The organism is Streptomyces sp. NPDC056734 (assembly GCF_042790455.1).
GTDB lineage: Bacteria > Actinomycetota > Actinomycetes > Streptomycetales > Streptomycetaceae > Streptomyces.
Map to the genome: position 1 here is coordinate 18,812 of NZ_JBHTZD010000008.1, position 21,584 is coordinate 40,395.

General features: G+C 72.3%; 17 protein-coding genes. 15 read left to right on the forward strand and 2 right to left on the reverse strand.

The window, feature by feature from the left end; translation table 11 throughout:
- Positions 1 to 122: 122 nt before the first annotated feature.
- The 10 genes from ACFRFC_RS13910 (at position 123) to ACFRFC_RS13955 (ending at position 12,060) form a co-directional block, all read left to right on the forward strand.
- Positions 123 to 1,280: an NAD(P)/FAD-dependent oxidoreductase gene (locus tag ACFRFC_RS13910; RefSeq protein ID WP_382684741.1), complete on the forward strand. Its 1,158-nt coding sequence runs from the start codon at positions 123 to 125 to the stop codon at positions 1,278 to 1,280.
- Positions 1,277 to 1,576 (forward strand): (2Fe-2S)-binding protein, encoded by a 300-nt coding sequence (locus ACFRFC_RS13915; RefSeq protein ID WP_382684738.1) that lies wholly within the window; start codon positions 1,277 to 1,279, stop codon positions 1,574 to 1,576. The genes ACFRFC_RS13910 and ACFRFC_RS13915 overlap by 4 nt, the downstream gene beginning before the upstream one ends.
- A complete protein-coding gene (locus ACFRFC_RS13920) occupies positions 1,569 to 3,071 on the forward strand; it encodes an FAD-dependent oxidoreductase (RefSeq protein ID WP_382684735.1) in 1,503 nt (500 codons plus the stop codon). Before ACFRFC_RS13915 ends, ACFRFC_RS13920 begins: the two co-directional genes overlap by 8 nt.
- Entirely contained in the window at positions 3,068 to 3,979 is a 912-nt protein-coding gene (locus ACFRFC_RS13925; protein WP_382684732.1) for a dihydrodipicolinate synthase family protein, read from the forward strand. Before ACFRFC_RS13920 ends, ACFRFC_RS13925 begins: the two co-directional genes overlap by 4 nt.
- Complete coding sequence (locus tag ACFRFC_RS13930; protein ID WP_382684730.1) at positions 3,979 to 4,980, forward strand: proline racemase family protein; 1,002 nt, start codon at positions 3,979 to 3,981, stop codon at positions 4,978 to 4,980. Before ACFRFC_RS13925 ends, ACFRFC_RS13930 begins: the two co-directional genes overlap by 1 nt.
- 28 nt (positions 4,981 to 5,008) lie before the next feature.
- Positions 5,009 to 5,692: a GntR family transcriptional regulator gene (locus ACFRFC_RS13935; protein ID WP_382684727.1), complete on the forward strand. Its 684-nt coding sequence runs from the start codon at positions 5,009 to 5,011 to the stop codon at positions 5,690 to 5,692.
- A gap of 92 nt (positions 5,693 to 5,784) precedes the next feature.
- A complete protein-coding gene (locus ACFRFC_RS13940; protein WP_382684724.1) occupies positions 5,785 to 7,206 on the forward strand; it encodes a class II fumarate hydratase in 1,422 nt (473 codons plus the stop codon).
- 82 nt (positions 7,207 to 7,288) lie between these two features.
- Positions 7,289 to 8,008 carry a DUF402 domain-containing protein gene (locus ACFRFC_RS13945; protein ID WP_382684721.1) on the forward strand — a complete coding sequence of 240 codons (720 nt, stop codon included), beginning with the start codon at positions 7,289 to 7,291 and terminating at the stop codon, positions 8,006 to 8,008.
- A gap of 316 nt (positions 8,009 to 8,324) precedes the next feature.
- On the forward strand, positions 8,325 to 10,406 hold the full coding sequence (locus ACFRFC_RS13950; RefSeq protein ID WP_382684718.1) for a SpoIIE family protein phosphatase: 2,082 nt from the start codon (positions 8,325 to 8,327) through the stop codon (positions 10,404 to 10,406).
- A gap of 190 nt (positions 10,407 to 10,596) precedes the next feature.
- Positions 10,597 to 12,060 (forward strand): catalase, encoded by a 1,464-nt coding sequence (locus ACFRFC_RS13955; protein WP_382684716.1) that lies wholly within the window; start codon positions 10,597 to 10,599, stop codon positions 12,058 to 12,060.
- A gap of 79 nt (positions 12,061 to 12,139) precedes the next feature.
- Here the strand turns inward: ACFRFC_RS13955 and ACFRFC_RS13960 are convergent, their stop codons facing one another.
- The gene (locus ACFRFC_RS13960; protein WP_382684713.1) at positions 12,140 to 14,449 is read right to left on the reverse strand and encodes a transglycosylase domain-containing protein; all 2,310 of its coding nucleotides are present in this window, start codon (positions 14,447 to 14,449) and stop codon (positions 12,140 to 12,142) included.
- Positions 14,450 to 14,716: 267 nt separating this feature from the next.
- On the opposite strand from ACFRFC_RS13960, the gene ACFRFC_RS13965 reads away from it, so the two are divergent.
- The 5 genes from ACFRFC_RS13965 to ACFRFC_RS13985 all read left to right on the forward strand — a co-directional run bounded on the left by ACFRFC_RS13965 (position 14,717) and on the right by ACFRFC_RS13985 (position 19,788).
- The gene (locus ACFRFC_RS13965) at positions 14,717 to 15,658 is read left to right on the forward strand and encodes an SPFH domain-containing protein (RefSeq protein ID WP_382684710.1); all 942 of its coding nucleotides are present in this window, start codon (positions 14,717 to 14,719) and stop codon (positions 15,656 to 15,658) included.
- Positions 15,655 to 16,038 carry a hypothetical protein gene (locus ACFRFC_RS13970; protein WP_382684707.1) on the forward strand — a complete coding sequence of 128 codons (384 nt, stop codon included), beginning with the start codon at positions 15,655 to 15,657 and terminating at the stop codon, positions 16,036 to 16,038. The genes ACFRFC_RS13965 and ACFRFC_RS13970 overlap by 4 nt, the downstream gene beginning before the upstream one ends.
- A 140-nt stretch (positions 16,039 to 16,178) precedes the next feature.
- Positions 16,179 to 16,703 carry a PadR family transcriptional regulator gene (locus ACFRFC_RS13975; RefSeq protein WP_382684705.1) on the forward strand — a complete coding sequence of 175 codons (525 nt, stop codon included), beginning with the start codon at positions 16,179 to 16,181 and terminating at the stop codon, positions 16,701 to 16,703.
- A complete protein-coding gene (locus tag ACFRFC_RS13980; protein ID WP_382684702.1) occupies positions 16,700 to 17,413 on the forward strand; it encodes an ABC transporter ATP-binding protein in 714 nt (237 codons plus the stop codon). Before ACFRFC_RS13975 ends, ACFRFC_RS13980 begins: the two co-directional genes overlap by 4 nt.
- A gap of 86 nt (positions 17,414 to 17,499) precedes the next feature.
- Entirely contained in the window at positions 17,500 to 19,788 is a 2,289-nt protein-coding gene (locus ACFRFC_RS13985) for an ABC transporter permease (protein ID WP_382685147.1), read from the forward strand.
- A 690-nt stretch (positions 19,789 to 20,478) separates the two neighbouring features.
- Here ACFRFC_RS13985 and ACFRFC_RS13990 read toward each other — a convergent pair.
- Positions 20,479 to 21,462 carry a hydrogen peroxide-inducible genes activator gene (locus ACFRFC_RS13990; RefSeq protein ID WP_382685144.1) on the reverse strand — a complete coding sequence of 328 codons (984 nt, stop codon included), beginning with the start codon at positions 21,460 to 21,462 and terminating at the stop codon, positions 20,479 to 20,481.
- Positions 21,463 to 21,584: the final 122 nt, after the last annotated feature.

Below are 21,584 nucleotides of genomic sequence, written 5' to 3' on the forward strand. Positions count from 1 at the left end.
CGCACCACCCAACTCACGCCGGCCCCCGCTTCGGTGGGGGCCGTCGTGCGCTCCAGCCCGCCCCCTCACTTTCCCGTGTCCGGACCATTCCCCCGCCCTGCGCTGTGTGACATATTACTGCCATGCGCAAGCAACTGACCTGCGATGTCGTGGTCGTTGGTGCGGGCATGGTGGGTGCCGCCTGTGCCTACTACGCGGCCCGTGCCGGGCTGGAGGTCGTCGTGGTCGACAGGGGGCCGGTCGCCGGGGGGACCACCGGGGCCGGAGAAGGGAATCTGCTCGTCTCCGACAAGGGCCCCGGCCCCGAACTGCAACTCGCCCAACTGTCCGCGCGGTTGTGGACCGACCTCGCCGACGACTTCGGAGCCGCGATCGAGTACGAGGCCAAAGGCGGCCTCGTCGTCGCCGACACGCCCGCCCAACTCGCCGCCCTGGAAGCATTCGCCGCCGAACAGCGCACCGCCGGGGTCGACGCCGTGAGCGTCGGGAGCGACCGGCTGCACGACCTGGAGCCGGACCTGACGCCGGACCTCAGCGGCGGCGTCCGTTACCCCCAGGACGCCCAGGTCATGCCCGCCCTCGCCGCCGCCCACCTGCTCCGCGCCTCCGGCGCCCACGTCGAGACCGGCCGGACCGTCACCGGCGTACTGCACACCCCCGACGGCTCCGTACGCGGCGTCCGCACCGACCGGGGCGACCTGCACGCCCCCTTCCTCGTCAACGCCGCCGGCACCTGGGGCGGCCACGTCGCCGCCCTCGCCGGGGTACACCTCCCCGTCCTGCCCCGCCGAGGCTTCGTCCTCGTCACCGAACCCCTGCCGCCCCACCGCATCCGGCACAAGGTCTACGCCGCCGACTACGTGGCCGACGTGGCCAGCGACTCCGCCGCCCTCCAGACCTCACCGGTCGTCGAAGGCACCGCCGCCGGGCCCGTGCTCATCGGCGCCAGCCGCGAGCGCGTCGGCTTCGACCGCTCCCTGTCCCTGCCGGTGGTACGAAAATTGGCGGCCGGGGCGACCCGGCTGTTCCCGTTCCTCCACCGCGTGCGGGTCATGCGCACGTACGCCGGTTTCCGGCCGTATCTCCCCGACCATCTGCCCGCCGTCGGACCCGACCCCCGAGTCCCCGGCCTCTTCCACGCCTGCGGGCACGAAGGCGCGGGCATCGGGCTCGCCCCCGGCACCGGGCACCTCATCGCCCAGCTCATCAGCGGGCAGCGCCCGAGCCTCGACCCCCATCCCCTGCGCCCCGACCGATTCCCGGAGGCCACCCCCCGATGAATCCCCTCACCCTGGCCCGAGCCCACCCCGCCGTCCCCTTCACCGTCACCTTCGACGGCCGTGGGCTCCCCGCCCTGTCCGGGCAGAGCATCGCCGCCGTGCTCTGGGCAGCCGGGATCGTCTCCTGGCGGACCACCCGCTCGACCGGGAGCCCCCGAGGCGTCTTCTGCGGGATCGGCGTCTGCCACGACTGTCTCGTCACCGTCGACGGGCGGCCCAACCAGCGGGCCTGTCTCGTCCCCGCCGACCCCGGCGCCGACATCCGTACGCAGGACGGGACGGGCCACGATGACTGACTTCGCCGTGATCGGGGCGGGCCCGGCCGGACTCGCCGCCGCCCTCGCCGCCGCCGCCCGGGGCGTACGGGTCACCCTCCTCGACTCCGCTCCCACGGCGGGCGGCCAGTTCTACCGGCAGCCCGCGCCCGGCCTCGGGGCGCGTCGGCCCCAGGCACTGCACCACCAGTGGCGCACCTGGGAACGGCTGCGCGACGGGCTCGCCCGGCAGACCCGGATCGGCCATCTGGCGGATCACCACGTGTGGTCCGTCGAGGCGCACCCAGCAGACGGCGGCTTCACCGTCCACGCCCTCCTCGGCCCCGCCCAGGACCACGGCACCGCCCTCCACGCCGACGCCGTGCTCCTCGCCACCGGCGGCTATGAACAGGTGCTGCCCTTCCCCGGCTGGACCCTCCCCGGCGTCGTCACCGCCGGAGGCGCCCAGGCCATGCTCAAGGGCGGGCTCGTGCTGCCGGGCCGTACCGTGGTCGTCGCCGGGACCGGGCCACTGCTGCTGCCGGTCGCCACCGGGCTCGCGGCGGCCGGCGCCCGCGTGGCCGCGCTGGTGGAATCGGCCGATCCGCGGAACCTCGTACGGCAGGCGCGCGCCGATCCCCGAGATCGCGTACGGCCCGTCCTCGCGCACCCCCGCGACCTCCTCCGCCACGCCCTCGCCCTCGCCCCCAAAGCCCCCGAAGCCGCCGCCTACGCCGCCGCCCTGCTCCGGCACCGCGTCCCCGTCCTCCCCCGGCACACGATCGTCGCCGCCCACGGCCGCGAGCGCGTCGAGGCGGTCACCGTCAGCCCAGTAACCGGGGGCCCGAAACGCCGCATCCCCTGCGACACCCTCGCCGTCAGCCACGGCATGCTCCCGCACACCGATCTCGCCGACGCCCTCGGCTGCGGGCTCGACGGGCCCTACGTCCGCGTGGACGACGAGCAGCGCACCGACGTCCCCGGGGTCTGGGCCGCGGGCGAGACCACCGGGATCGGCGGCGCCGCCCTCGCCCTCGCCGAGGGACACCTCGCGGGCCGTTCGATCGCCGCCCGCCTCGCCGGACGGAAGTCCGACCCCGGCCCGGACTCCTGGCGCGGCGCCGCCAAGACCCGTACCCGCAAGCGCCGGTTCACCGCCGCGCTCGACCGCGTCTACACCCCGCCGCCGAACTGGCCGGATCTCGTCACCGACGAGACCGTCCTCTGCCGATGCGAGGACGTCACCGCCGGGGCGGTGCGGGAAGCCGTCGGCACCCTCGGCGCCGGGGATCTGCGGACCGTGAAGCTGCTCACCCGGGCCGGGATGGGCTGGTGCCAGGGGCGGATGTGCGCGGCGGGTGTGGCCGGGGTCGCCGGGTGCGCCTCCGAGCCCGTACGACGGCTGCTCGCCCGCCCGGTGCCGCTCGGCGTCCTGGCCCGGGACCCGGACCACGCAGACACCCCAACGGACCAGAACAGCGACTCCGGCTCCGACTCGACCCCCAACCGCCCCCCGACCGACAGGAGAACCCCATGACCCCCTCCCCCCATCGCTCCCCCTGGCACGGCCTCCTCGTCGCCACCGCCCTCCCCCTGACCCCCGATCTCCGCGTCGACCACGGGAAGTTCGCCGAGCACTGCTCCTGGCTGGTGGCGGGCGGCTGTGACGGGGTCGTGCCCAACGGCTCGCTCGGTGAGTATCAGGTGCTCACGGAGGAGGAACGGGCGGCGGTCGTGCGGACGGCGGTCGATACCGTCGGGGGCGAGCGGGTCGTGCCCGGGGTCGCCGCCTACGGGGCCGCGGAGGCCCGGCGCTGGGCCGAGCAGGCCCGTGACGCCGGGTGCGGCGCGGTCATGCTGCTGCCGCCCAACGCCTACCGGGCCGACGAGCGCGCGGTGCTGGGCCACTACGCCGAGGTCGCGAAGGCGGGCGTGCCGGTGGTGGCGTACAACAATCCGATCGACACCAAGGTGGACCTCGTACCGGAGCTGCTCGCGAAGCTGCACGGGGAGGGGCTGATCCGGGCCGTCAAGGAGTTCTCCGGGGATGTCCGGCGCGGGTACCGGATCGCCGAACTCGCCCCGGAGCTGGATCTGCTGGTCGGCGCGGACGATGTGCTGCTGGAGCTGGCGCTGGCGGGCGCCAAGGGCTGGATCGCGGGCTACGCCAACGCGCTGCCGTCGGCGTCCGCGGCGCTGTACCGGGCGGCCGTCGGCGGGGACCTGGCCACCGCCCGCACGCTGTACAGGCAACTGCACCCGCTGCTGCGCTGGGACTCGCGGGTGGAGTTCGTGCAGGCCATCAAGGTGTCCATGGACCTCGTGGGGCGGTACGGCGGGCCCTGCCGGCCGCCCCGGGTGCCGCTGACGGCGGAGCAGGAGGCGGCGGTGCGCACCGCGACCGAGAAGGCCGTCGCGGGCGGGCTCGCGCGAGGGGACGCCTGATGCGGAGCCGCCTCGTCCTGCACGCCGTCGACTCGCACACCGAGGGCATGCCGACCCGTGTGATCACCGGCGGGATCGGCACCCTCCCCGGCGCGACGATGAACGAACGGCGGCTGTACTTCCGTGAGCACCGCGACGACATCAAGCGGCTGCTGATGAACGAGCCGCGCGGGCACGCGGCCATGAGCGGCGCGATCCTCCAGCCGCCCACCCGCCCGGACTGCGACTGGGGCGTCCTCTACATCGAGGTCTCCGGCTATCTGCCGATGTGCGGGCACGGCACGATCGGCGTGGCGACCGTGCTGGTCGAGACGGGGATGGTGGAGGCCGTCGAGCCGGTCACCACCGTGCGCCTGGACACCCCGGCCGGGCCCGTCGTCGCCGAGGTCGCCGTCGAGCACGGGCGGGCCCGGCATGTCACCCTCCACAACGTGCCCTCGTTCAGCGTCGGTCTGGACCGTACGGCCACCCTCGCCGACGGGCGGACGGTGACGTACGACCTCGCCTACGGCGGCAACTTCTACGCGATCCTGCCGCTGGACGCGTTCGGGCTGCCGTTCGACCGGGCCCGCAAGGACGATCTGCTGCGGGCGGGGCTCGCGCTGATGGACGCCATCAACGGGGAGGACGAGCCACACCATCCCGAGGATCCGTCCATCCGGGGGGTCCACCATGTCCAGCTCGTCGCGCCCGGGTCCACCGCCCGGCACTCCCGGCACGCGATGGCCATCCACCCGGGCTGGTTCGACCGCTCGCCGTGCGGTACGGGCACCAGCGCGCGCATGGCGCAACTGCACGCGCGCGGCGAACTGCCGCTGCACACCGAGTTCGTCAACGAGTCGTTCATCGGCACCCGGTTCACCGGACGGCTGCTGGGCACCACCGAGGTCGCGGGCCGCCCGGCCGTGCTGCCCAGCATCACCGGACGGGCCTGGATCACCGGCACGGCCCAGTATCTGCTGGACCCGGACGATCCGTTCCCCGCCGGGTTCGTACTCTGAACCCGACGTCCACGAGGAGTAGTGCCGTATGCCCCCGCAGCCCCCGCCCCCGCCCCTGCCCGTGCTCGGCGGTACCAAGGCCAGTTACCGCGAGCGGGTCGCCGACGCGCTGCGGGCCGCGCTGATCGCCGGTGAGCTGCGGGCCGGGGAGGTGTACTCGGCGCCGACGCTGGCCGCGCGCTTCGGGATCTCGGTCACCCCGGTGCGCGAGGCCCTGCTGGACCTCGCCAAGGAGGGCCTGCTCGACCCGGTCCCGAACAAGGGCTTCCGGGTCACCGTCGTCTCCGAACGCCAGCTCGACGAGTACACGCACGTCCGCGCGCTGATCGAGATCCCCACCACGGCCGCGCTGGCCGCCACGGCCGACCCGGTGGCCCTGAGCGCGCTGCGCCCGGTCGCCCGCGAGATCGTGACCGCCGCGGCGGCCGGGGATCTGATCGCGTACGTGGAGGCCGACACCCGCTTCCATCTGGGGCTGCTGGCGCTCGCGGGCAACGCCCCGCTGGTGGAGGTGGTCCGCGGCCTGCGTGCGAAGGCCCGGCTGTACGGGCTGACCAAGCTGGTGGCCGAGGGACGCCTCGAAGCGTCCGCCGAGGAGCACCTGGAACTGCTGGACGCGCTGCTCGCCCGCGACGAGAGCGCCGTACGGGCCGTCATGACCCGGCATCTGGGGCATGTGCGGGGGATGTGGGCCGGACCGGCGCATCCCTGAGGGGAGCCGGGAGACCCCGGACGGGGAATACGCCTCCCGCCCCCCGCGCTCTCCCGTGCGGGGCCCGACCCACTCACGGAGGTACCAGCACGATGACCACGACCGCCGGCGGCGACCGGAGCGACGACGCCCAGGACTACCGCGTCGAGCACGACTCGATGGGCGAGGTGCGGGTCCCCGCGGACGCGAAGTGGCGGGCGCAGACCCAGCGTGCCGTCGAGAACTTCCCGATCTCGGGGCAGCGCATCGAGCGCGCCCACATCGAGGCCCTCGCCCGGATCAAGGGCGCCGCCGCCAAGGTGAACGCCCGTCTCGGGGTGCTCGACAAGGACATCGCCGAGGCGATCCAGGAGGCGGCCGGGGAGGTCGCCGAGGGGACCTGGGACGCCCATTTCCCGGTCGACGTGTTCCAGACCGGGTCGGGCACCTCGTCCAACATGAACACCAACGAGGTCATCGCCACCCTCGCCACCGAGCGGCTGGGCCGCGCCGTGCACCCCAACGACCACGTCAACGCCTCGCAGTCGTCCAACGACGTCTTCCCGTCCTCGATCCACATCGCCGCCACCGCCGCCGTCACCCGCGAGCTGATCCCGGCCCTGGAGCAGCTGGCGGCCTCCCTGGAGCGCAAGGCGGAGGAATTCGCCGATGTGGTGAAATCCGGGCGCACCCATCTCATGGACGCCACTCCCGTCACCCTAGGACAGGAGTTCGGCGGGTACGCCGCTCAGGTGAGGTACGGCGTCGAGCGGCTCACCGCCTCCCTGCCCCGCCTCGCCGAGCTGCCGCTGGGCGGCACCGCGGTGGGCACCGGCATCAACACCCCGGCGGGTTTCTCGGCGGCCGTGATCGAGGAGGTCGCCCGCGCCACCGGGCTGCCGCTGACCGAGGCCCGCGACCACTTCGAGGCGCAGGGCGCCCGGGACGCCGTCGTGGAGATCAGCGGGCAGCTGCGGACCATCGCGGTCGGCCTGACGAAGATCTCCAACGATCTGCGCTGGATGTCGTCCGGCCCGCGCACCGGCCTCGCCGAGATCGCGCTGCCCGACCTCCAGCCCGGCTCCTCGATCATGCCGGGCAAGGTGAACCCGGTGATCCCCGAGGCCGTGCTCATGGTGTGTGCGCAGGTGACGGGCAATGACACGACGGTGGCGATCGCGGGCGCGGCCGGCAATTTCGAGCTGAACGTGATGCTCCCGGTGATCGCCAAGAACGTCCTGGAATCGATCCGGCTGCTCACCAACGCCTCCCGGCTGCTGGCCGGCCGCACGGTCGACGGCATCACCGCGAACCGCGAGCGGGCCCGCGAGTACGCCGAGTCCTCCCCGTCGGTGGTGACCCCGCTGAACAAGTACATCGGCTACGAGGAGGCCGCGAAGGTCGCCAAGAAGGCCCTGGCCGAGCGCAAGACGATCCGCCAGGTCGTGCTGGAGGGCGGGTACGTCGAGCGCGGCGAGCTGACCGGGGCGCAGCTGGACGACGCGCTGGATGTGCTGCGTATGACCCGCCCGTGACAGACGGGGGCGCGCGGTGACCGTCGGGTGAACCGTGACCGGTACCGCAGCGTCCTATGCCGATGGCACCTAATATCTGCCCATGGCGGACGACGACGGAACGGTGACGGACCCGACGGTGACAGCGTTGGCAGCGGCGGCGACGGGCGACGGCACGGCGTACTGGTCCCCCGGGAGCCAGATCCTGTGGCGGTACCGGGAGAACGGCGGGCCGCGCCCGCACATCGCCCGGCCGGTCACCGTCGTACGGGACGACGCGGAGGTGCTGGCCGTGTGGCTGGCGCCGGGCACCGAGTGCATCCGGCCGGTGCTGGCCGACGGCACGCCGGTGCATCTGGAGCCGCTGGAGACCCGCTACACCAAGCCGCGCACGGTCCAGCGGGACCGCTGGTTCGGCACCGGTGTGCTGAAACTGGCCAGACCGGGCCAGCCCTGGTCGGTGTGGCTGTTCTGGGATCAGGGCTGGCGGTTCAAGAACTGGTACGTCAACCTGGAGGAGCCGCTGTCCCGTTGGGGCGGCGGTGTGGACTCCGAGGATCACTTTCTGGACATCTCCGTGCACCCGGACCGCGGCTGGTCCTGGCACGACGAGGACGAGTTCGCGCAGGCCCGCGGGGACGGTCTGGTGGACGCCGCCCTGGCCGCGCGGGTGCGGGCGGCGGGGCGGGCCGCGGTGGAGGTGATCAGCGCCTGGGGCCCGCCGTTCGCCGACGGCTGGCAGCACTGGCGCCCGGACCCCGACTGGGCGGTACCGTCGTTGCCGGACGACTGGGACCGTACGCCCGCGCATGTGTCCTCATGAGACCCTTGATGCGCCCCCGGGCAAGAAACGTAGGATCGTCCTCCGCAAGGGAGCGCGGCAGCAACTGCCGGAGCGTGCACGGAGTCTGACCACATGTCACCGAGGGGCGGCAGGACGTGAGCGAGCGGTACGAGGGCATCAGCCGCGCGGGCCGCGAGCGGTCGGCGAAAAACACAGGAACAGCCTCTGACCACGCGGGAATTCCGTTCCTGGGGCACGTATTCCGGGTATCGGGACTTCTGCGGGACGAACACACGCGGCGCGCGGGCCCCCGAAGGGCGCGGCGCGCGGCCCCCGACGGACGGATGCGACACGCGTGACGGAGAACCCCACCTCCTATGAACGCCCCCAGCCGGGCGTCGACCCCGTGGATCCCCGCGGGGCGCTGCTGCACACCCCGCCGCCGCCCGGTGAGCCCGCGCGTCCCGCGCAGGCGCCGGCCGCCGAGAGCCCGCAGGGCACTCCGGGGGCCCCGGACGGCGGCGCGGACTCGGAGCAGCACTCCCAGCCGTCCCCCGACGAGCCCTTGGCGGCGCCCCCGGCCCGGGAGAAGCCCGGCGAGGGCGAGAGCGGCCTGATGCTGCGGCCCGCGGCGGAGGGCATCCCGGTGCAGCCGGACGCCGCGGGGCGGATGGCGGGCCAGGAGCGGCGCAGCGGACAGGGCAATCCGGCGGTCGGGAGGCCGACGCCGATGCGGCGCGACGGTGACCGGCTGCGGTTCGTGGGCGCGGCCACCCGGCGGATCGCCCGCGGCATGGATCTGGACGAGATCGTGATGGGCCTGTGCCGGGCGACCGTGCCGACGTTCGCCGACGCGATCCTGGTCTATCTTCGCGATCCGCTGCCGGTGGGTGACGAGCGGCCGACCGGGCCGGTGGTGCTGCGGCTGCGGCGCACCGACCGGATCCCCGAGGAGCGGGACACCGAGGGCGGTTTCCTGCCTGCGCAGACGCCGGAGCCCAGCGAGCTGTCCACCGTCACCGCCGAGCTGTGCGAGGTACGCACGGGCGGCGCCCTCGCGGAGGTGCTGCGCGGGGTGCGGCCGGTGTTCGCCGACGCGCCCGCCGCCCGCGCCGCGCTGCCGGAGCTGCTCGGTGACGACGCCGAACTCGTCGTACCCGCCGGGCTGCGGGCGATCCTGGCGCCGCTGCGGGGCCGGCGCCGGGTGATCGGCGCGGCGGTGTTCCTGCGCGGACCGGAGCGGCTCGCGTTCGAGGCCGACGATCTGCTGGTCGCCGCCCAGCTGGCCACGCACAGCGCGCTCGGCATCGACAAGGCGGTGCTGTACGGGCGCGAGGCGTACATCGCCGACGAGTTGCAGCGCACGATGCTCCCGGAGACCCTGCCCCGCCCCACGGGCGTGCGGCTGGCCTCGCGCTATCTCCCGGCCGCCGAGACCGCGCGGGTCGGCGGCGACTGGTACGACGCCATCCCGCTGCCCGGCAGCCGGGTCGCGCTGGTCGTCGGGGACGTCATGGGTCACTCCATGACATCGGCGGCCATCATGGGCCAGCTGCGCACCACCGCGCAGACCCTGGCCGGGCTCGATCTGCCGCCGCAGGAGGTCCTGCACCATCTGGACGAGCAGGCCCAGCGGCTGGGCGCCGACCGCATGGCGACCTGTCTGTACGCGGTGTACGACCCGGTCTCGCACCGCATCACCATCGCCAACGCCGGGCACCCGCCGCCCGTGCTGCTGCATCTCGGCGGCCGGGCCGAGGTGCTGTCGGTGCCCGCGGGCGCCCCGATCGGGGTCGGCGGGGTGGACTTCGAGGCGGTGGAGCTGGACGCGCCCGCCGGGGCCACCTTGCTGCTGTACACGGACGGTCTGGTGGAATCCAGGCTGCGCGACGTATGGACCGGCATAGAGCAGCTGCGGGAGCGGCTCGCCGCGACCGCCCAGCTCACCGGCCCGGATCATCCGCCGCCCCTTGAGGCGCTGTGCGACGAGGTGCTCGACATGCTCGGTCCCGGCGACCGGGACGACGACATCGCGCTGCTCGCCGCCCGCTTCGACGGCATCGCGCCCAACGACGTGGCGTACTGGTTCCTGGAACCGGAGGACGCCGCGCCCGGTAAGGCCCGGCGGCTGGCCCGGCGGGCGCTGACCCGCTGGGGCCTGGAGGATCTGACGGATTCGGTGGAGCTGCTGGTCAGCGAGGTCGTGACCAACGCCGTGCGGTACGCGTCGAAGCCGGTGACCCTGCGGCTGCTGCGCACGGATGTGCTGCGCTGCGAGGTCGGCGACGATGTGCCCCAGCTGCCCAGGCTGCGGCAGGCGCGCGCCACCGACGAGGGCGGACGCGGGCTGTATCTGGTGAACCGGCTGGCCCGGCGCTGGGGTGCGACCCGGCTGAGCACCGGCAAGGTGGTGTGGTTCGAGCTGAACAAAACCTGACCCGAACTCGGACCCGAACTCGGACTCGCTCGAACTAAGACTCGGTACGAATCTGGATGCCACACAAATCTAGGCTACCGCCGGACTTGGAACATATCCAGAAGTTGCCGATGTACCGGTGCCGGAGTTGAGTGGGTGGGGTGAGCCAAGCGACCTGACGACCTCATGAAGCCTCTGAAGGAGGACGCTCATGACGCAGACGCCCCAGCGCGCGCCCTACACCACCAACAACGCCGGGATCCCGGTGGAGAGCGACGAACACTCGCTGACGATCGGCGACACCGGACCCATCCTTCTCCAGGACCACTATCTGATCGAGAAGATGGCCCAGTTCAACCGGGAACGGGTCCCCGAACGGGTGGTCCACGCGAAGGGCTCCGGCGCCTACGGCACCTTCGAGGTGACCAACGACGTCAGCCAGTTCACCAAGGCCGATCTGTTCCAGCCGGGCCGCCGCACCGAGATGCTGGCCCGGTTCTCCACCGTCGCGGGTGAGCAGGGCTCCCCCGACACCTGGCGCGACCCGCGCGGCTTCGCGCTGAAGTTCTACACCGAGTACGGCAACTACGACCTGGTCGGCAACAACACCCCGGTGTTCTTCGTCCGGGACCCGCAGAAGTTCCAGGACTTCATCCGCTCCCAGAAGCGGCGCCCGGACAGCGGGCTGCGCGACAACGACATGCAGTGGGACTTCTGGACCCTGTCCCCCGAGTCGGCGCACATGGTGACCTGGCTGATGGGTGACCGGGGCATCCCCAAGACGTACCGGAACATGAACGGCTACTCGTCCCACGCCTATATGTGGGTCAACGGCGGCGGCGAGCGGTTCTGGATCCAGTACCACCTCAAGACCGACCAGGGCATCGACTTCCTCACCCAGGCGGACGCCGACCGGCTCGCGGGGGAGGACGCGGATCTGCACCGGCGGGATCTGTTCCAGGCGATCGACCGGGGCGAGAACCCGTCCTGGACGATGTATGTGCAGGTCATGCCGTTCGAGGACGCGCCGGACTACCGGTTCAACCCGTTCGACCTCACCAAGGTGTGGCCGCACGGCGACTATCCGCTGATCGAGGTCGGCCGGATGACCCTCGACAAGAACCCCGAGGACTACTTCGTCCATATCGAGCAGGCCGCGTTCGAGCCGTCGAACCTGGTGCCGGGCATCGGCCCGTCGCCGGACAAGATGCTGCTCGGGCGGCTGTTCTCGTACCCGGACACCCACCGCTACCGGATCGGGCCGAACTACGCGCAGCTGCCGCCCAACCGGGCCCGGTCGGCCGTGCACTCCTACGCCAAGGACGGGCCCATGCGGTACGAGCCCGCCCGGACGGCGGCCCCCTACGCGCCCAATTCGTACGGTGGGCCCGCGGCCGATGTCGACCGGTTCGGGGACATCGCCGGGTGGCGTGCCGCCGGGGAGATGGTGCGGGAGGCCTACTCGCTGCACCGCGAGGACGACGACTTCGGGCAGGCCGGGACGATGGTCCGCGAGGTGCTGGACGACGCCGCCCGGGAGCGGCTGGCGTCGAACATCACCGGGCATCTGGGCAACGGGGTCTCCCGGCCGGTGCTGGAGCGGGCCCTTCAGTACTGGCGCAATGTGGACAAGGAGCTGGGCGACCGGATCGCCGGGGCGTTCAACGGGAAGTAGGCGTCGGCGCCTTCGGCCGTAGGGGGCGCTGGGGGCGCTGAGGTCGCTGGGGAACGGTTCCCGTCGGACGGTCGAGGTGTCACTCCTGGTGCCCGGGGTCCTCCGGGGTGGTCGGCGGCTGCGGGCTGGTGCTCGTGGGCGGTCCCGAGGTCGGGGTCTGGGACGGCGGCTCCTCCGTGGTGGGTTCCTCCGTCGGTTCCTCCGTGGTCGGTTCCTGGGTCGTGGGCTCCTGCGTCGGCGTCTGAACCGGTGCCTCGGTCGTCGGCTCCTGGGTGGTCGGCTCCGGCGTCGGCTCCGGGGTCGGCGTGGGCGTCCAGGTCGGCTCGACGCCCGCGCCCTGGTCGGTGTCCAGGTCGAACTCGGTGACCTCGCCCGTCGCGCCGAAGGTGTACTGCGCCCAGATCTGCGCCGGGATGCCACCGCCGTTGACCCGGCCCGTACCCGGCAGGGTGCCGGTCGCGCCCTTCATGTCGACCTGGTCGCCGGACCCGGCGTCCTCGCCGAACAGGCCGACCGAGGTCACCAGGGTCGGGGTGTAGCCGGTGAACCAGGCCGAGCGGCCGTAGTCGGAGGTGCCGGTCTTGCCGGCCACCTGCTGGCCGTCGCGCTCCGGGTTCTCCTTCACCGAGGTGCGGGCCGTGCCGTCGTCGACCACACCGGTGAGCACCGAGGTGACCGTGTCGGCGGCCTCGCGGCTGATCACCTGCTCGCCGATCGGGTCGGGCAGCTCCACCACCGTGTCCTTGTGCTCCACCGAGGCCAGGATCGTCGGCGTGACCTTCTTGCCGTGGTTGTCGAGAGTGGCGTAGATCCCGGCCATCTCCAGCGGGCTCGCGCCCATGGAGCCCAGGGTCTGCGCGGGCACCGCCTCCATGCCGTCGGTGTCCATGCCGAGCAGGGCGGCGACCTCCATCACCTTGTCCATGCCGACATCCACGCCCAGCTGCGCGAAGACGGAGTTGATGGACTTGTTCATCGCCGTCTGCACGGTGACATCGCCGTAGTCGACGTCGTCCTCGTTCGGCGGGGCGAAGCCCACCTCCTGGCCGCCGTCCTCGACCGGGCGCTTGCTGTCACCGTCGTAGACCGTGTCCGCCGTGATCGGATCGCCGTCCTGCGTCTTCGACTTCTCCTCCACGGCCGCCGCCAGGATCACCGGCTTGAAGGTGGACGCCGGCTGGTAGTCCCGTCTGGTGGCGTTGTTGCGGTAGTGCTCGACATAGTCGGCGCCGCCGTACATCGCGACGACCTCGCCGGTCTCGGGGTCGACGGAGACCGCGCCGGGCTGGATGTTCGCGTCGACGGCGCGTTCGTCCGGGTCGAGCTTGCTGATCAGCTGGTCCTCGGCGGCCTTCTCCAGCTCGTCCTGCTTCTTCTTGTCGATGCTCAGGGTGATGGTCCAGCCGCCGCGCTTGACCATCGCGAGGGCGTCGTCCTCGTTCTCCGCCGAGCCCTGGGCGACCAGTTGCCCGGCGAGTTCCTCGTTGGCCGCGTCGACCAGATAGCCGGTCTGGCCTTCGAGACCGGGTGTGCCCTGCGGCTCCTTCGGCACCGGGAACGTCATCCCCTGCCGCTCGGAGGCGTCCAGCCAGCCCTCCTCGACCATGTTGTCCAGGACGTAGTTCCAGCGGTCCTGCACCAGTTCCTTGCCGGTCTCGGACGCCGCCGCCCAGTCGTACTGGCTCGGCGCCTGGAGCAGCGCCGCGAGATACGCGCCCTGCTCGACGGTCAGCTGGTCGGCGTCGACGCGGTAGTAGGCCTGGGCCGCGGCCTGGATACCGTAGGCGTTACGGCCGTAGAAGCTGGTGTTGATGTATCCGGCGAGGATGTCGTCCTTGGACATCTCGCGGTCCACCTTCAGGGAGATCACCAGCTCCTTGAGCTTGCGGGTGACCGTCTGTTCCTGGGTCAGGTAGTAGTTCTTGACGTACTGCTGGGTGATGGTCGAGCCGCCCTGGGTGCCCTTGCCGGACAGGGTGTTGAGCAGACCCCGGGCGGTGCCCTTGAGGTCGACGCCGGAGTCCTCGTAGAACGTCTTGTTCTCGGCGGCGACGAACGTGCGCTGCACGTCCTTGGGGACCCGCGCCAGGTCCACGATCTCCCGGTTGACCTCGCCGCTGCGGGTCAGCAGCGTGCCGTCGCTGTACTGGTAGACGTTGCTCTGCTCCTGCGCCACCGCGTTGCCCTCGGGTATGTCGATCACCAGGTAGAGCACGATGAACGCCCCGATGCACAGCAGACAGAAGCCGAGGAACGTACCGAGGAGCTTGCGCCAGGTCAGGAAGCGGCGTATGCCGGTCCGCCCCTCACCACGGGGCGAACGGCGGCCCTTGGACGCGGTGCGGCGCGCACCGCGCTGTCGCGCTCGTCTCTCTTCCGCTCGTCCCATGGGTCCGTGTACTCCGCTTCGTTCTCGTCTGTCACATCCGTGTGGGCTCGGGTCGGCTCAGAAGCTAACACCGCCGTCTGTGCCGAAGTGGGAACGATCCGGTCATTTACGGACGTGAGAATCCGCACGTGTCCTGACCTGACCCACTGAAACCGACGAACGAAGGGGGGTTGGGGTTGCCGTGGCGAGATAAAGTGATATCGCTTAGATAAGCGCATGCTAGCGGGCTCCCGCCGGGAGTCCGCACAGAGAGACGGGGGCCCAGCCATGTCCATATCCGAATCCAAATCCGCGCAGGTGCCGGACAGTCCGGCGATGCCGGAGCCGCGAGTCCGGGAGTTCGCCGCGCACAGTGTCGGCGGTGGCCTGGTGCTGGTGCTCGGCCTGATCGGGCTGTTCGGCGGAGCTGGGACCGCGGTGTCCGCCGTCGCCGTCTCGTCGGCCGGCGGCAAGGCCGCGCTGATCGTCGGCGGCTGTGTGATCGCGATCAGCGCGTTCATCGCGATGTGCGGGCTGAACACGGTGGCGCCGGGCGAGGCCCGGGTGGTCCAGCTCTTCGGCCGCTACCGGGGCACCATCCGGCAGGACGGACTGCGCTGGGTGAACCCGCTCACCGACCGCGCGAAGATCTCCACCCGGGTGCGCAACCACGAGACGGCCGTCCTCAAGGTGAACGACGCCTACGGCAACCCGGTCGAGCTGGCGGCGGTCGTGGTCTGGCGGGTGGAGGACACCGCGCAGGCCGTCTTCGAGGTGGACGACTACATCGAGTTCGTCTCCACCCAGACCGAGGCGGCCGTGCGGCACATCGCCATCGAGTACCCGTACGACGCCCATGAGGAGGACGGGCTCTCGCTGCGCGGCAACGCCGAGGAAATCACCGAGAAGCTCGGCGTCGAACTCCACGCCCGGGTCGAGGCGGCCGGCGTGCAGATCATCGAGTCCCGCTTCACGCACCTCGCCTACGCGCCCGAGATCGCCTCGGCGATGCTCCAGCGGCAGCAGGCGGGCGCGGTGGTCGCGGCCCGGCGGCAGATCGTGGACGGGGCGGTCGGGATGGTCGAGGCGGCGCTGGCCCGGATCGCCGAGCAGGACATCGTGGAGCTGGACGCGGAACGGAAGGCGGCGATGGTGTCCAACCTGCTGGTCGTGCTCTGCGGGGACCGCTCGGCGCAGCCGGTCCTCAACACCGGGACGCTCTACCAGTGACCGGCCCCTCGGCGGGCACCGGCCCCGAACGCCGGCCGCAGCAGCGCAAGCAGGTGCTGCTGCGGTTGGACCCCGCGGTGTACGAGTCGCTGGCCCGCTGGGCGTCCGACGAGCTGCGGTCGGCCAACGCGCAGATCGAGTTCCTGCTGCGGCGGGCACTGGCGGAGGCGGGCCGGCTGCCGGGGGAGGCCCGGCCGATCCCCCGGCGGGGGCGTCCGCCGGGGGCGGCGGGGTCCCGGGGGGAGGCCGAGTCCCCGGCGTCCGGCTCCGCGGGTGCGTCCGGCTCCGCGGGTTCGGCGGATTCCTCGGGTACGACGGGTACACCGGGTCCGGCGGATTCCGCCGGTACGCCGGGTTCCCCGGGCCCCTCGGATTCCTAGGCCGACCGGCGGCCGTACCCCCGTCACGAAACCGTGACAATGCCCCTCACCTGCGCTTTCACCCTCCCCCTCACTCCTCCCCATGATCTAAACACTCCACGTATACATGTGGCGTATACCCGGTGTGTAGAGTGCTCGGCATGTCCATCGGTCACACCCTTCTGGGTCTCCTGGAGTCCGGGCCGTGTCACGGCTACGACCTCAAGCGGGCCTTCGACGAAAAGTTCGGTCAGGACCGGCCCCTGCACTACGGCCAGGTCTACTCCACGATGTCCCGGCTGCTGAAGCACGGGCTCGTGGAGGTCGACGGCATCGAGCCCGGCGGCGGCCCCGAGCGCAAGCGGTACGCCATCACCGACGCCGGGATCACCGACGTCCGGCAGTGGCTCGCGACGCCCGAGAAGCCGGAGCCGTATCTCCAGTCCACGCTCTACACCAAGGTCGTCCTCGCGCTGCTCACCCGGCGCGATGCCGCCGGGATCCTCGACACCCAGCGTTCGGAGCATCTGCGGATGATGCGTATCCTCACCGACCGCAAGCGCAAGGGCGATCTCGCCGACCAGCTGATCTGCGACCACGCGCTGTTCCACCTGGAGGCCGACCTGCGCTGGCTGGAACTGACCACGGCCCGTCTGGACCGGCTCGCCGAGGTGGTGGCCAAGTGAGCGTTCCCGCCCCCGTTCCCGCCCCCGTTCCCGCCGGTTCCCTGCTCGCCGCGCGCGAGCTGCGCAAGACGTACGGTCCCACCACGGCGCTGGACGGCGCCGAGTTCTCCATCCACCCCGGCGAGGTCGTCGCCGTGATGGGCCCCTCCGGGTCGGGCAAGTCGACCCTGCTGCACTGTCTCGCCGGGATCGTGACGCCCGACTCGGGCTCGATCACGTACAACGGCCGTGAGATGGCCACCATGAACGACGCCCAGCGCAGTGCGCTGCGCCGCTCCGAGTTCGGGTTCGTCTTCCAGTTCGGGCAGCTGGTGCCCGAACTGACCTGTGTGGAGAATGTGGCGCTGCCGCTGCGGCTGAACGGCACGCCCCGCAAGGCGGCCGAGCGCGCCTCGCTGGCCTGGATGGAGCGGCTGGAGGTCGACGATCTGCGCGCCAAGCGGCCCAGCGAGATCTCCGGCGGCCAGGGACAGCGCGTCGCCGTGGCGCGGGCGCTGGTCACCGGCCCCCGGGTGCTGTTCGCCGACGAACCGACCGGCGCGCTCGACTCGCTCAACGGCGAGCGCGTGATGGACCTGCTCACCGACGCGGCCCGCTCCACCAACGCCGCCGTCGTGCTGGTCACCCACGAGGCACGGGTGGCCGCCTACTCCGACCGTGAACTGGTCGTACGGGACGGCAGGTCGCGGGACATGGAGCGCGTCGTATGACCGTCACCCGGCCCGCGCCCCCCACCGCCCCGCCCGAGCCGCCCCGCGCGACCCCCTTCCTCACCCAGTGGGCGCGCGATCTCTCCATGGGTGTCCGGTTCGCGTTCGGCGGACGCGGCGGGCGGGTGCGGGCGCTGCTCACCGCCGTCGGGGTCGGCCTCGGGGTGGCGGTGCTGCTGCTCACCACAGCCATCCCGAACGCGCTGGCCGTCCGGGACCAGCGCGAACAGGCCCGCCAGGACTATTCGTTCGACTCCTCGCCGATGCCGGTCAGCGACAAGACCCTGCTCGTCGCGTCGGTCGACACCACCTTCCGCGAGGACGGTGTGCGCGGCCGGGTGCTCCAGCCGGAGGGCGCGCGGGCGCCGCTGCCGCCGGGCGTCGCCACGTGGCCGGCGCCGGGGACGATGGTGGTCTCGCCCGCGCTGGAGGAGTTGCTCGCCTCTCCGGGCGGGGCGCTGCTGCGCGAGCGGCTGCCCGAGCGGATCGTCGGCACCATCGCCGAGCCGGGTCTGATCGGCTCGCACGAACTCGCCTTCTACCGGGGCGGCGAGGACCTGGCGGAGCAGCTCGGTGGCCCGGTCCGGCGGATCGACTCCTTCGGGCGGGACGACGGGATCGCCGAGCCCTGGGACCCCGTACTGCTGCTGCTGATCCTGGTCATCGTCGTGGTGCTGCTGATGCCGGTGGCGGTCTTCGTCGCCGCGGCCGAGCGGTTCGGCGGCGAGGGACGGGACCGGCGGCTCGCGGCGCTGCGGCTGGTGGGCTCCGACAGCGCGATGACGCGCCGGGTGGCGGCGGGCGAGGCGCTCGCCGGATCGGTCCTCGGGCTGGTCCTCGGCCTGGCCTTCTTCCTGCTGGGCCGGCAGCTCGCGGGCTCCGCCGAGGTGTTCGACGTCAGCGCCTTCCCCAGCTATCTCAACCCCTCGCCCGTGCTCGCCGTGCTGGTCGCGGTGCTGGTGCCGGCCGCCGCGGTCGCGGTGACCCTGTTCTCGCTGCGCGGGGTGGTCATCGAGCCGCTGGGCGTGGTCCGTACGGCGAAGCCGCGCCGGCGCCGGCTGTGGTGGCGGCTGCTGCTGCCGCTGGCCGGTCTGGGGCTGCTGTACCCGATGATCGGGCAGGGCCGCGACGACGGCGACTTCAACCAGTACCTGGTCACCGGCGGTGTGGTGCTGCTGCTGGTCGGCGTGACCGCGCTGCTGCCGTGGATCGTGGAGCGGTTCGTGGCCCGGCTCGGCGGCGGCCCGGTCTCCTGGCAGCTCGCGGTGCGCAGGCTCCAGCTGAGCAGTGGTACGGCGGCCCGCACGGTCAACGGCATCGCGGTGGCGGTGGCCGGGGCGATCTCCCTCCAGATGCTGTTCACGGGCGTGTCGAGCGACTTCACCCGGGCGACCGGGCTGGACACCCAGCGCGTCCAGATGCAGGTGAGCATGACCGCGGGCACCCCGACGGAGGCGGCGGCCACCGCGTTCGCCGCGACCGAGGGGGTACGGAAGGTGTACGGGTACGCCGAGGGCTATGTGTCCGACAAGGCGAAGAACCCGAACCTGGGCAGCCAGGTGACCGTCGGCAGCTGCGCCGACCTGGTGGAGATGGCCGAGCTGCCGTCCTGCCGCGAGGGCGATGTGTTCGCCGTGGTCGGCGCGGAGTACGACAGCGACACCGCCACCCTGGGCAAGGAGGGCCGCACGGTGTACTTCGACCCGACCTACGACGAGGACCGGGGCACCGAACTGGCCTGGACCCTGCCCGCCCTCAAGCAGGCCGAGGCGACGACCACGATGATGGGGTACGACCGGGGCGGTCTGCTGGTCACCCCGTCGGCGCTGCCCGAGCGGGCGCGCGCGCTGCTGACGGGCGAGCTGTACCTGGCGATCGACGCCTCCTCGCCGGACGCCTTCGACCTGGCCCGCAACACCGCGGCGCGGATCGACCCGCTGTCCGACCCGATGATGTGGACCGCCTCGCAGACCGCCGACCGCTACACCTCCATCCGCACCGGCCTGTACCTCGGCTCGGCCTGTGTGCTGCTGCTGATCGGGGCGAGCCTGCTGGTCTCCCAGCTGGAGCAGTTGCGGGAGCGCAAGAAGCTGCTGTCGTCGCTGATCGCCTTCGGCACCCGGCGCTCCACACTGACCCTGTCGGTGCTCTGGCAGACGGCGATCCCCATCGCCCTCGGCCTGCTGCTGGCCAATGTGGTCGGCCTGCTCCTGGGATCGGTCCTGCTCCGCATGTCGGACACCCCGGTCCGGGTCGACTGGGGAACCGTACTGACCATGACGGGCATCGGCGCGGGGGTAGTCCTCACGGTGACCGCCCTGAGCCTGCCGCCATTGCTGCGCCTGATGCGCCCGGACGGACTCCGCACGGAGTGAGCGGAAGCGGCGGGGGTCGGGGGCCTGCATTCCCCGCCGCGTCGCCCGCCCACCTGACGCCGCCGGGCAGATCCGGCGGCGTCAGGCACGCCCCCCAGAGGGGGCGCCCACACAACACACCGAGCACGGGCCCTCGGACCGCGGTTGGTACGGGGGTCAGCCCCCGACACACCGAGCGGGAGCCACCGGGCACGCGCCTCCCTCCGGGCCGGATCCTGGGCCCGCCGTCCCCATCTCAAAGTCCGCCCGACAACGTCAGACACGGCCCCAGAGGGAGTAGGTGCCCCCACGGGCACGCCGAGCGCGAGCCCTCGGACCGCAGTGGGTACGCGGGCCAGTCCCCGGCACACCGGACGGGAGCCACCCGGCACCCGCCTCCCCCACACCTCCGCCGGGTCGGATCCCGGGACCCGCCGCCCCATCGCATCGCCCGCCCGACAAGCAACCCCAGCGACGTCAGACACCGCCTCCCGAAGTGGGCGCCCCCGGCGGGCGCGGCCCCCAGAGAGGGCGCCCATGCCACACCGGGCGCGGACCCTCGGACCCCAGTGGCACGCGGGTCTCCCCCCGGCACACCGAACGGGAACCACCCACCACGCACCTCCCCCACACCTCCCGCGCCCTCGACGCACTGCGGGAGCACGCACGGCGTCCCCGCCCAGCCGACCGGGCGGAAGGCGATGACCGGCGCTAACGCCCCACAACCCGGACCGGCAACCCCGCCATCGCCTCCCTCAGGGCCGCCGCCAGTTCCGTGTACTCCGCGGAGCGGGCGGCGCCCGTGCGCATGGCGAGGGCGATTCGGCGGGTGGGCGCCGGGTCGGTGAAGGACCCGGTGAGCAGGCCGCTGGAGCGGCTGGTCTCCACCGTGACGGCGGTGCGCGGCAGCAGTGTCACCCCGAGCCCGCCCGCGACCAGCTGCACCAGCGTGGACAGCCCGGCCGCGGTGGTCGTCGCCGGGATCCTCGCCCGGCGCCCTCCCGTACCCGGTGACGACGGTCCGCGCCCCTCCGCCTTGATGTCCCGGCAGATCTCCAGCGCCTGGTCGCGCAGACAGTGCCCCTCGTCGAGCAGCAGCAGCCGCAGCTCGCGCAGCGCCTCGCGGGCGATGCCCTCGCGTCCGCCGAGCGGGTGACCGAGCGGCGTGACCAGCACGAAGTCCTCGTCGAAGAGGGGGAGTTCGGTGACGCCCGGAACGGCGAGCGGCACGGCGAGCAGCAGCAGGTCCAGCCGGCCGGAGGTGAGCCCGTCGAGCAGGCTCGCGGTCTGTTCCTCGTGCACCTGGAGGTCCAGCTCGGGATAACGGTCGTGCGCCAGCCGCAGCACGGTCGGCAGCAGATACGGCGCCACGGTCGGGATCGCCCCGAGCCGCAGCGCACCGGTGAACGGGGCCCGTACCGCCGCCGCCTCCTCCAGCAGCGCGGCCACCTCCACCAGTACCGCCTTGGCCCGTACGGCGAGCCGCTCACCGGCCGGCGACAGCAGCACCTTGCGGGTGGTGCGCTCCACCAGGGTGACGCCGAGGATCTCCTCCAGCGCGGACACCGCCCCGGACAGCGCGGGCTGGCTCATGCCGATGGCCGCCGCCGCGTCCCGGAAGTGCAGCTGGTCGGCGACCGCCGCGAAGGCCCGCAACTGGGCCAGACTCGGCTGCCGCCGCTTCCCCGCCGATATCCCCGCCACATTCCCCACGGTCTTACTCACGGTCACTGATAGATCCCTCCGATCAATCCGACCGAGTGTAGCTATTTCCGCAATCAATCCAGCTTGTGCGAGCATCGGGCAGGTCCAACCCA

Excerpts from the sequence above, each read along its gene's own strand:
- ACFRFC_RS13930 (WP_382684730.1), top strand. The coding sequence starts at position 3,979 with ATGCGGAGCCGCCTCGTCCTGCACGCCGTCGACTCGCACACCGAGGGC.
- ACFRFC_RS13960 (WP_382684713.1), bottom strand. The coding sequence starts at position 14,449 with ATGGGACGAGCGGAAGAGAGACGAGCGCGACAGCGCGGTGCGCGCCGC.
- ACFRFC_RS13935 (WP_382684727.1), top strand. The coding sequence starts at position 5,009 with ATGCCCCCGCAGCCCCCGCCCCCGCCCCTGCCCGTGCTCGGCGGTACC.
- ACFRFC_RS13910 (WP_382684741.1), top strand. The coding sequence starts at position 123 with ATGCGCAAGCAACTGACCTGCGATGTCGTGGTCGTTGGTGCGGGCATG.
- ACFRFC_RS13940 (WP_382684724.1), top strand. The coding sequence starts at position 5,785 with ATGACCACGACCGCCGGCGGCGACCGGAGCGACGACGCCCAGGACTAC.
- ACFRFC_RS13920 (WP_382684735.1), top strand. The coding sequence starts at position 1,569 with ATGACTGACTTCGCCGTGATCGGGGCGGGCCCGGCCGGACTCGCCGCC.
- ACFRFC_RS13925 (WP_382684732.1), top strand. The coding sequence starts at position 3,068 with ATGACCCCCTCCCCCCATCGCTCCCCCTGGCACGGCCTCCTCGTCGCC.
- ACFRFC_RS13955 (WP_382684716.1), top strand. The coding sequence starts at position 10,597 with ATGACGCAGACGCCCCAGCGCGCGCCCTACACCACCAACAACGCCGGG.
- ACFRFC_RS13975 (WP_382684705.1), top strand. The coding sequence starts at position 16,179 with ATGTCCATCGGTCACACCCTTCTGGGTCTCCTGGAGTCCGGGCCGTGT.
- ACFRFC_RS13985 (WP_382685147.1), top strand. The coding sequence starts at position 17,500 with ATGGGTGTCCGGTTCGCGTTCGGCGGACGCGGCGGGCGGGTGCGGGCG.
- ACFRFC_RS13965 (WP_382684710.1), top strand. The coding sequence starts at position 14,717 with ATGTCCATATCCGAATCCAAATCCGCGCAGGTGCCGGACAGTCCGGCG.
- ACFRFC_RS13945 (WP_382684721.1), top strand. The coding sequence starts at position 7,289 with ATGGCGGACGACGACGGAACGGTGACGGACCCGACGGTGACAGCGTTG.
- ACFRFC_RS13915 (WP_382684738.1), top strand. The coding sequence starts at position 1,277 with ATGAATCCCCTCACCCTGGCCCGAGCCCACCCCGCCGTCCCCTTCACC.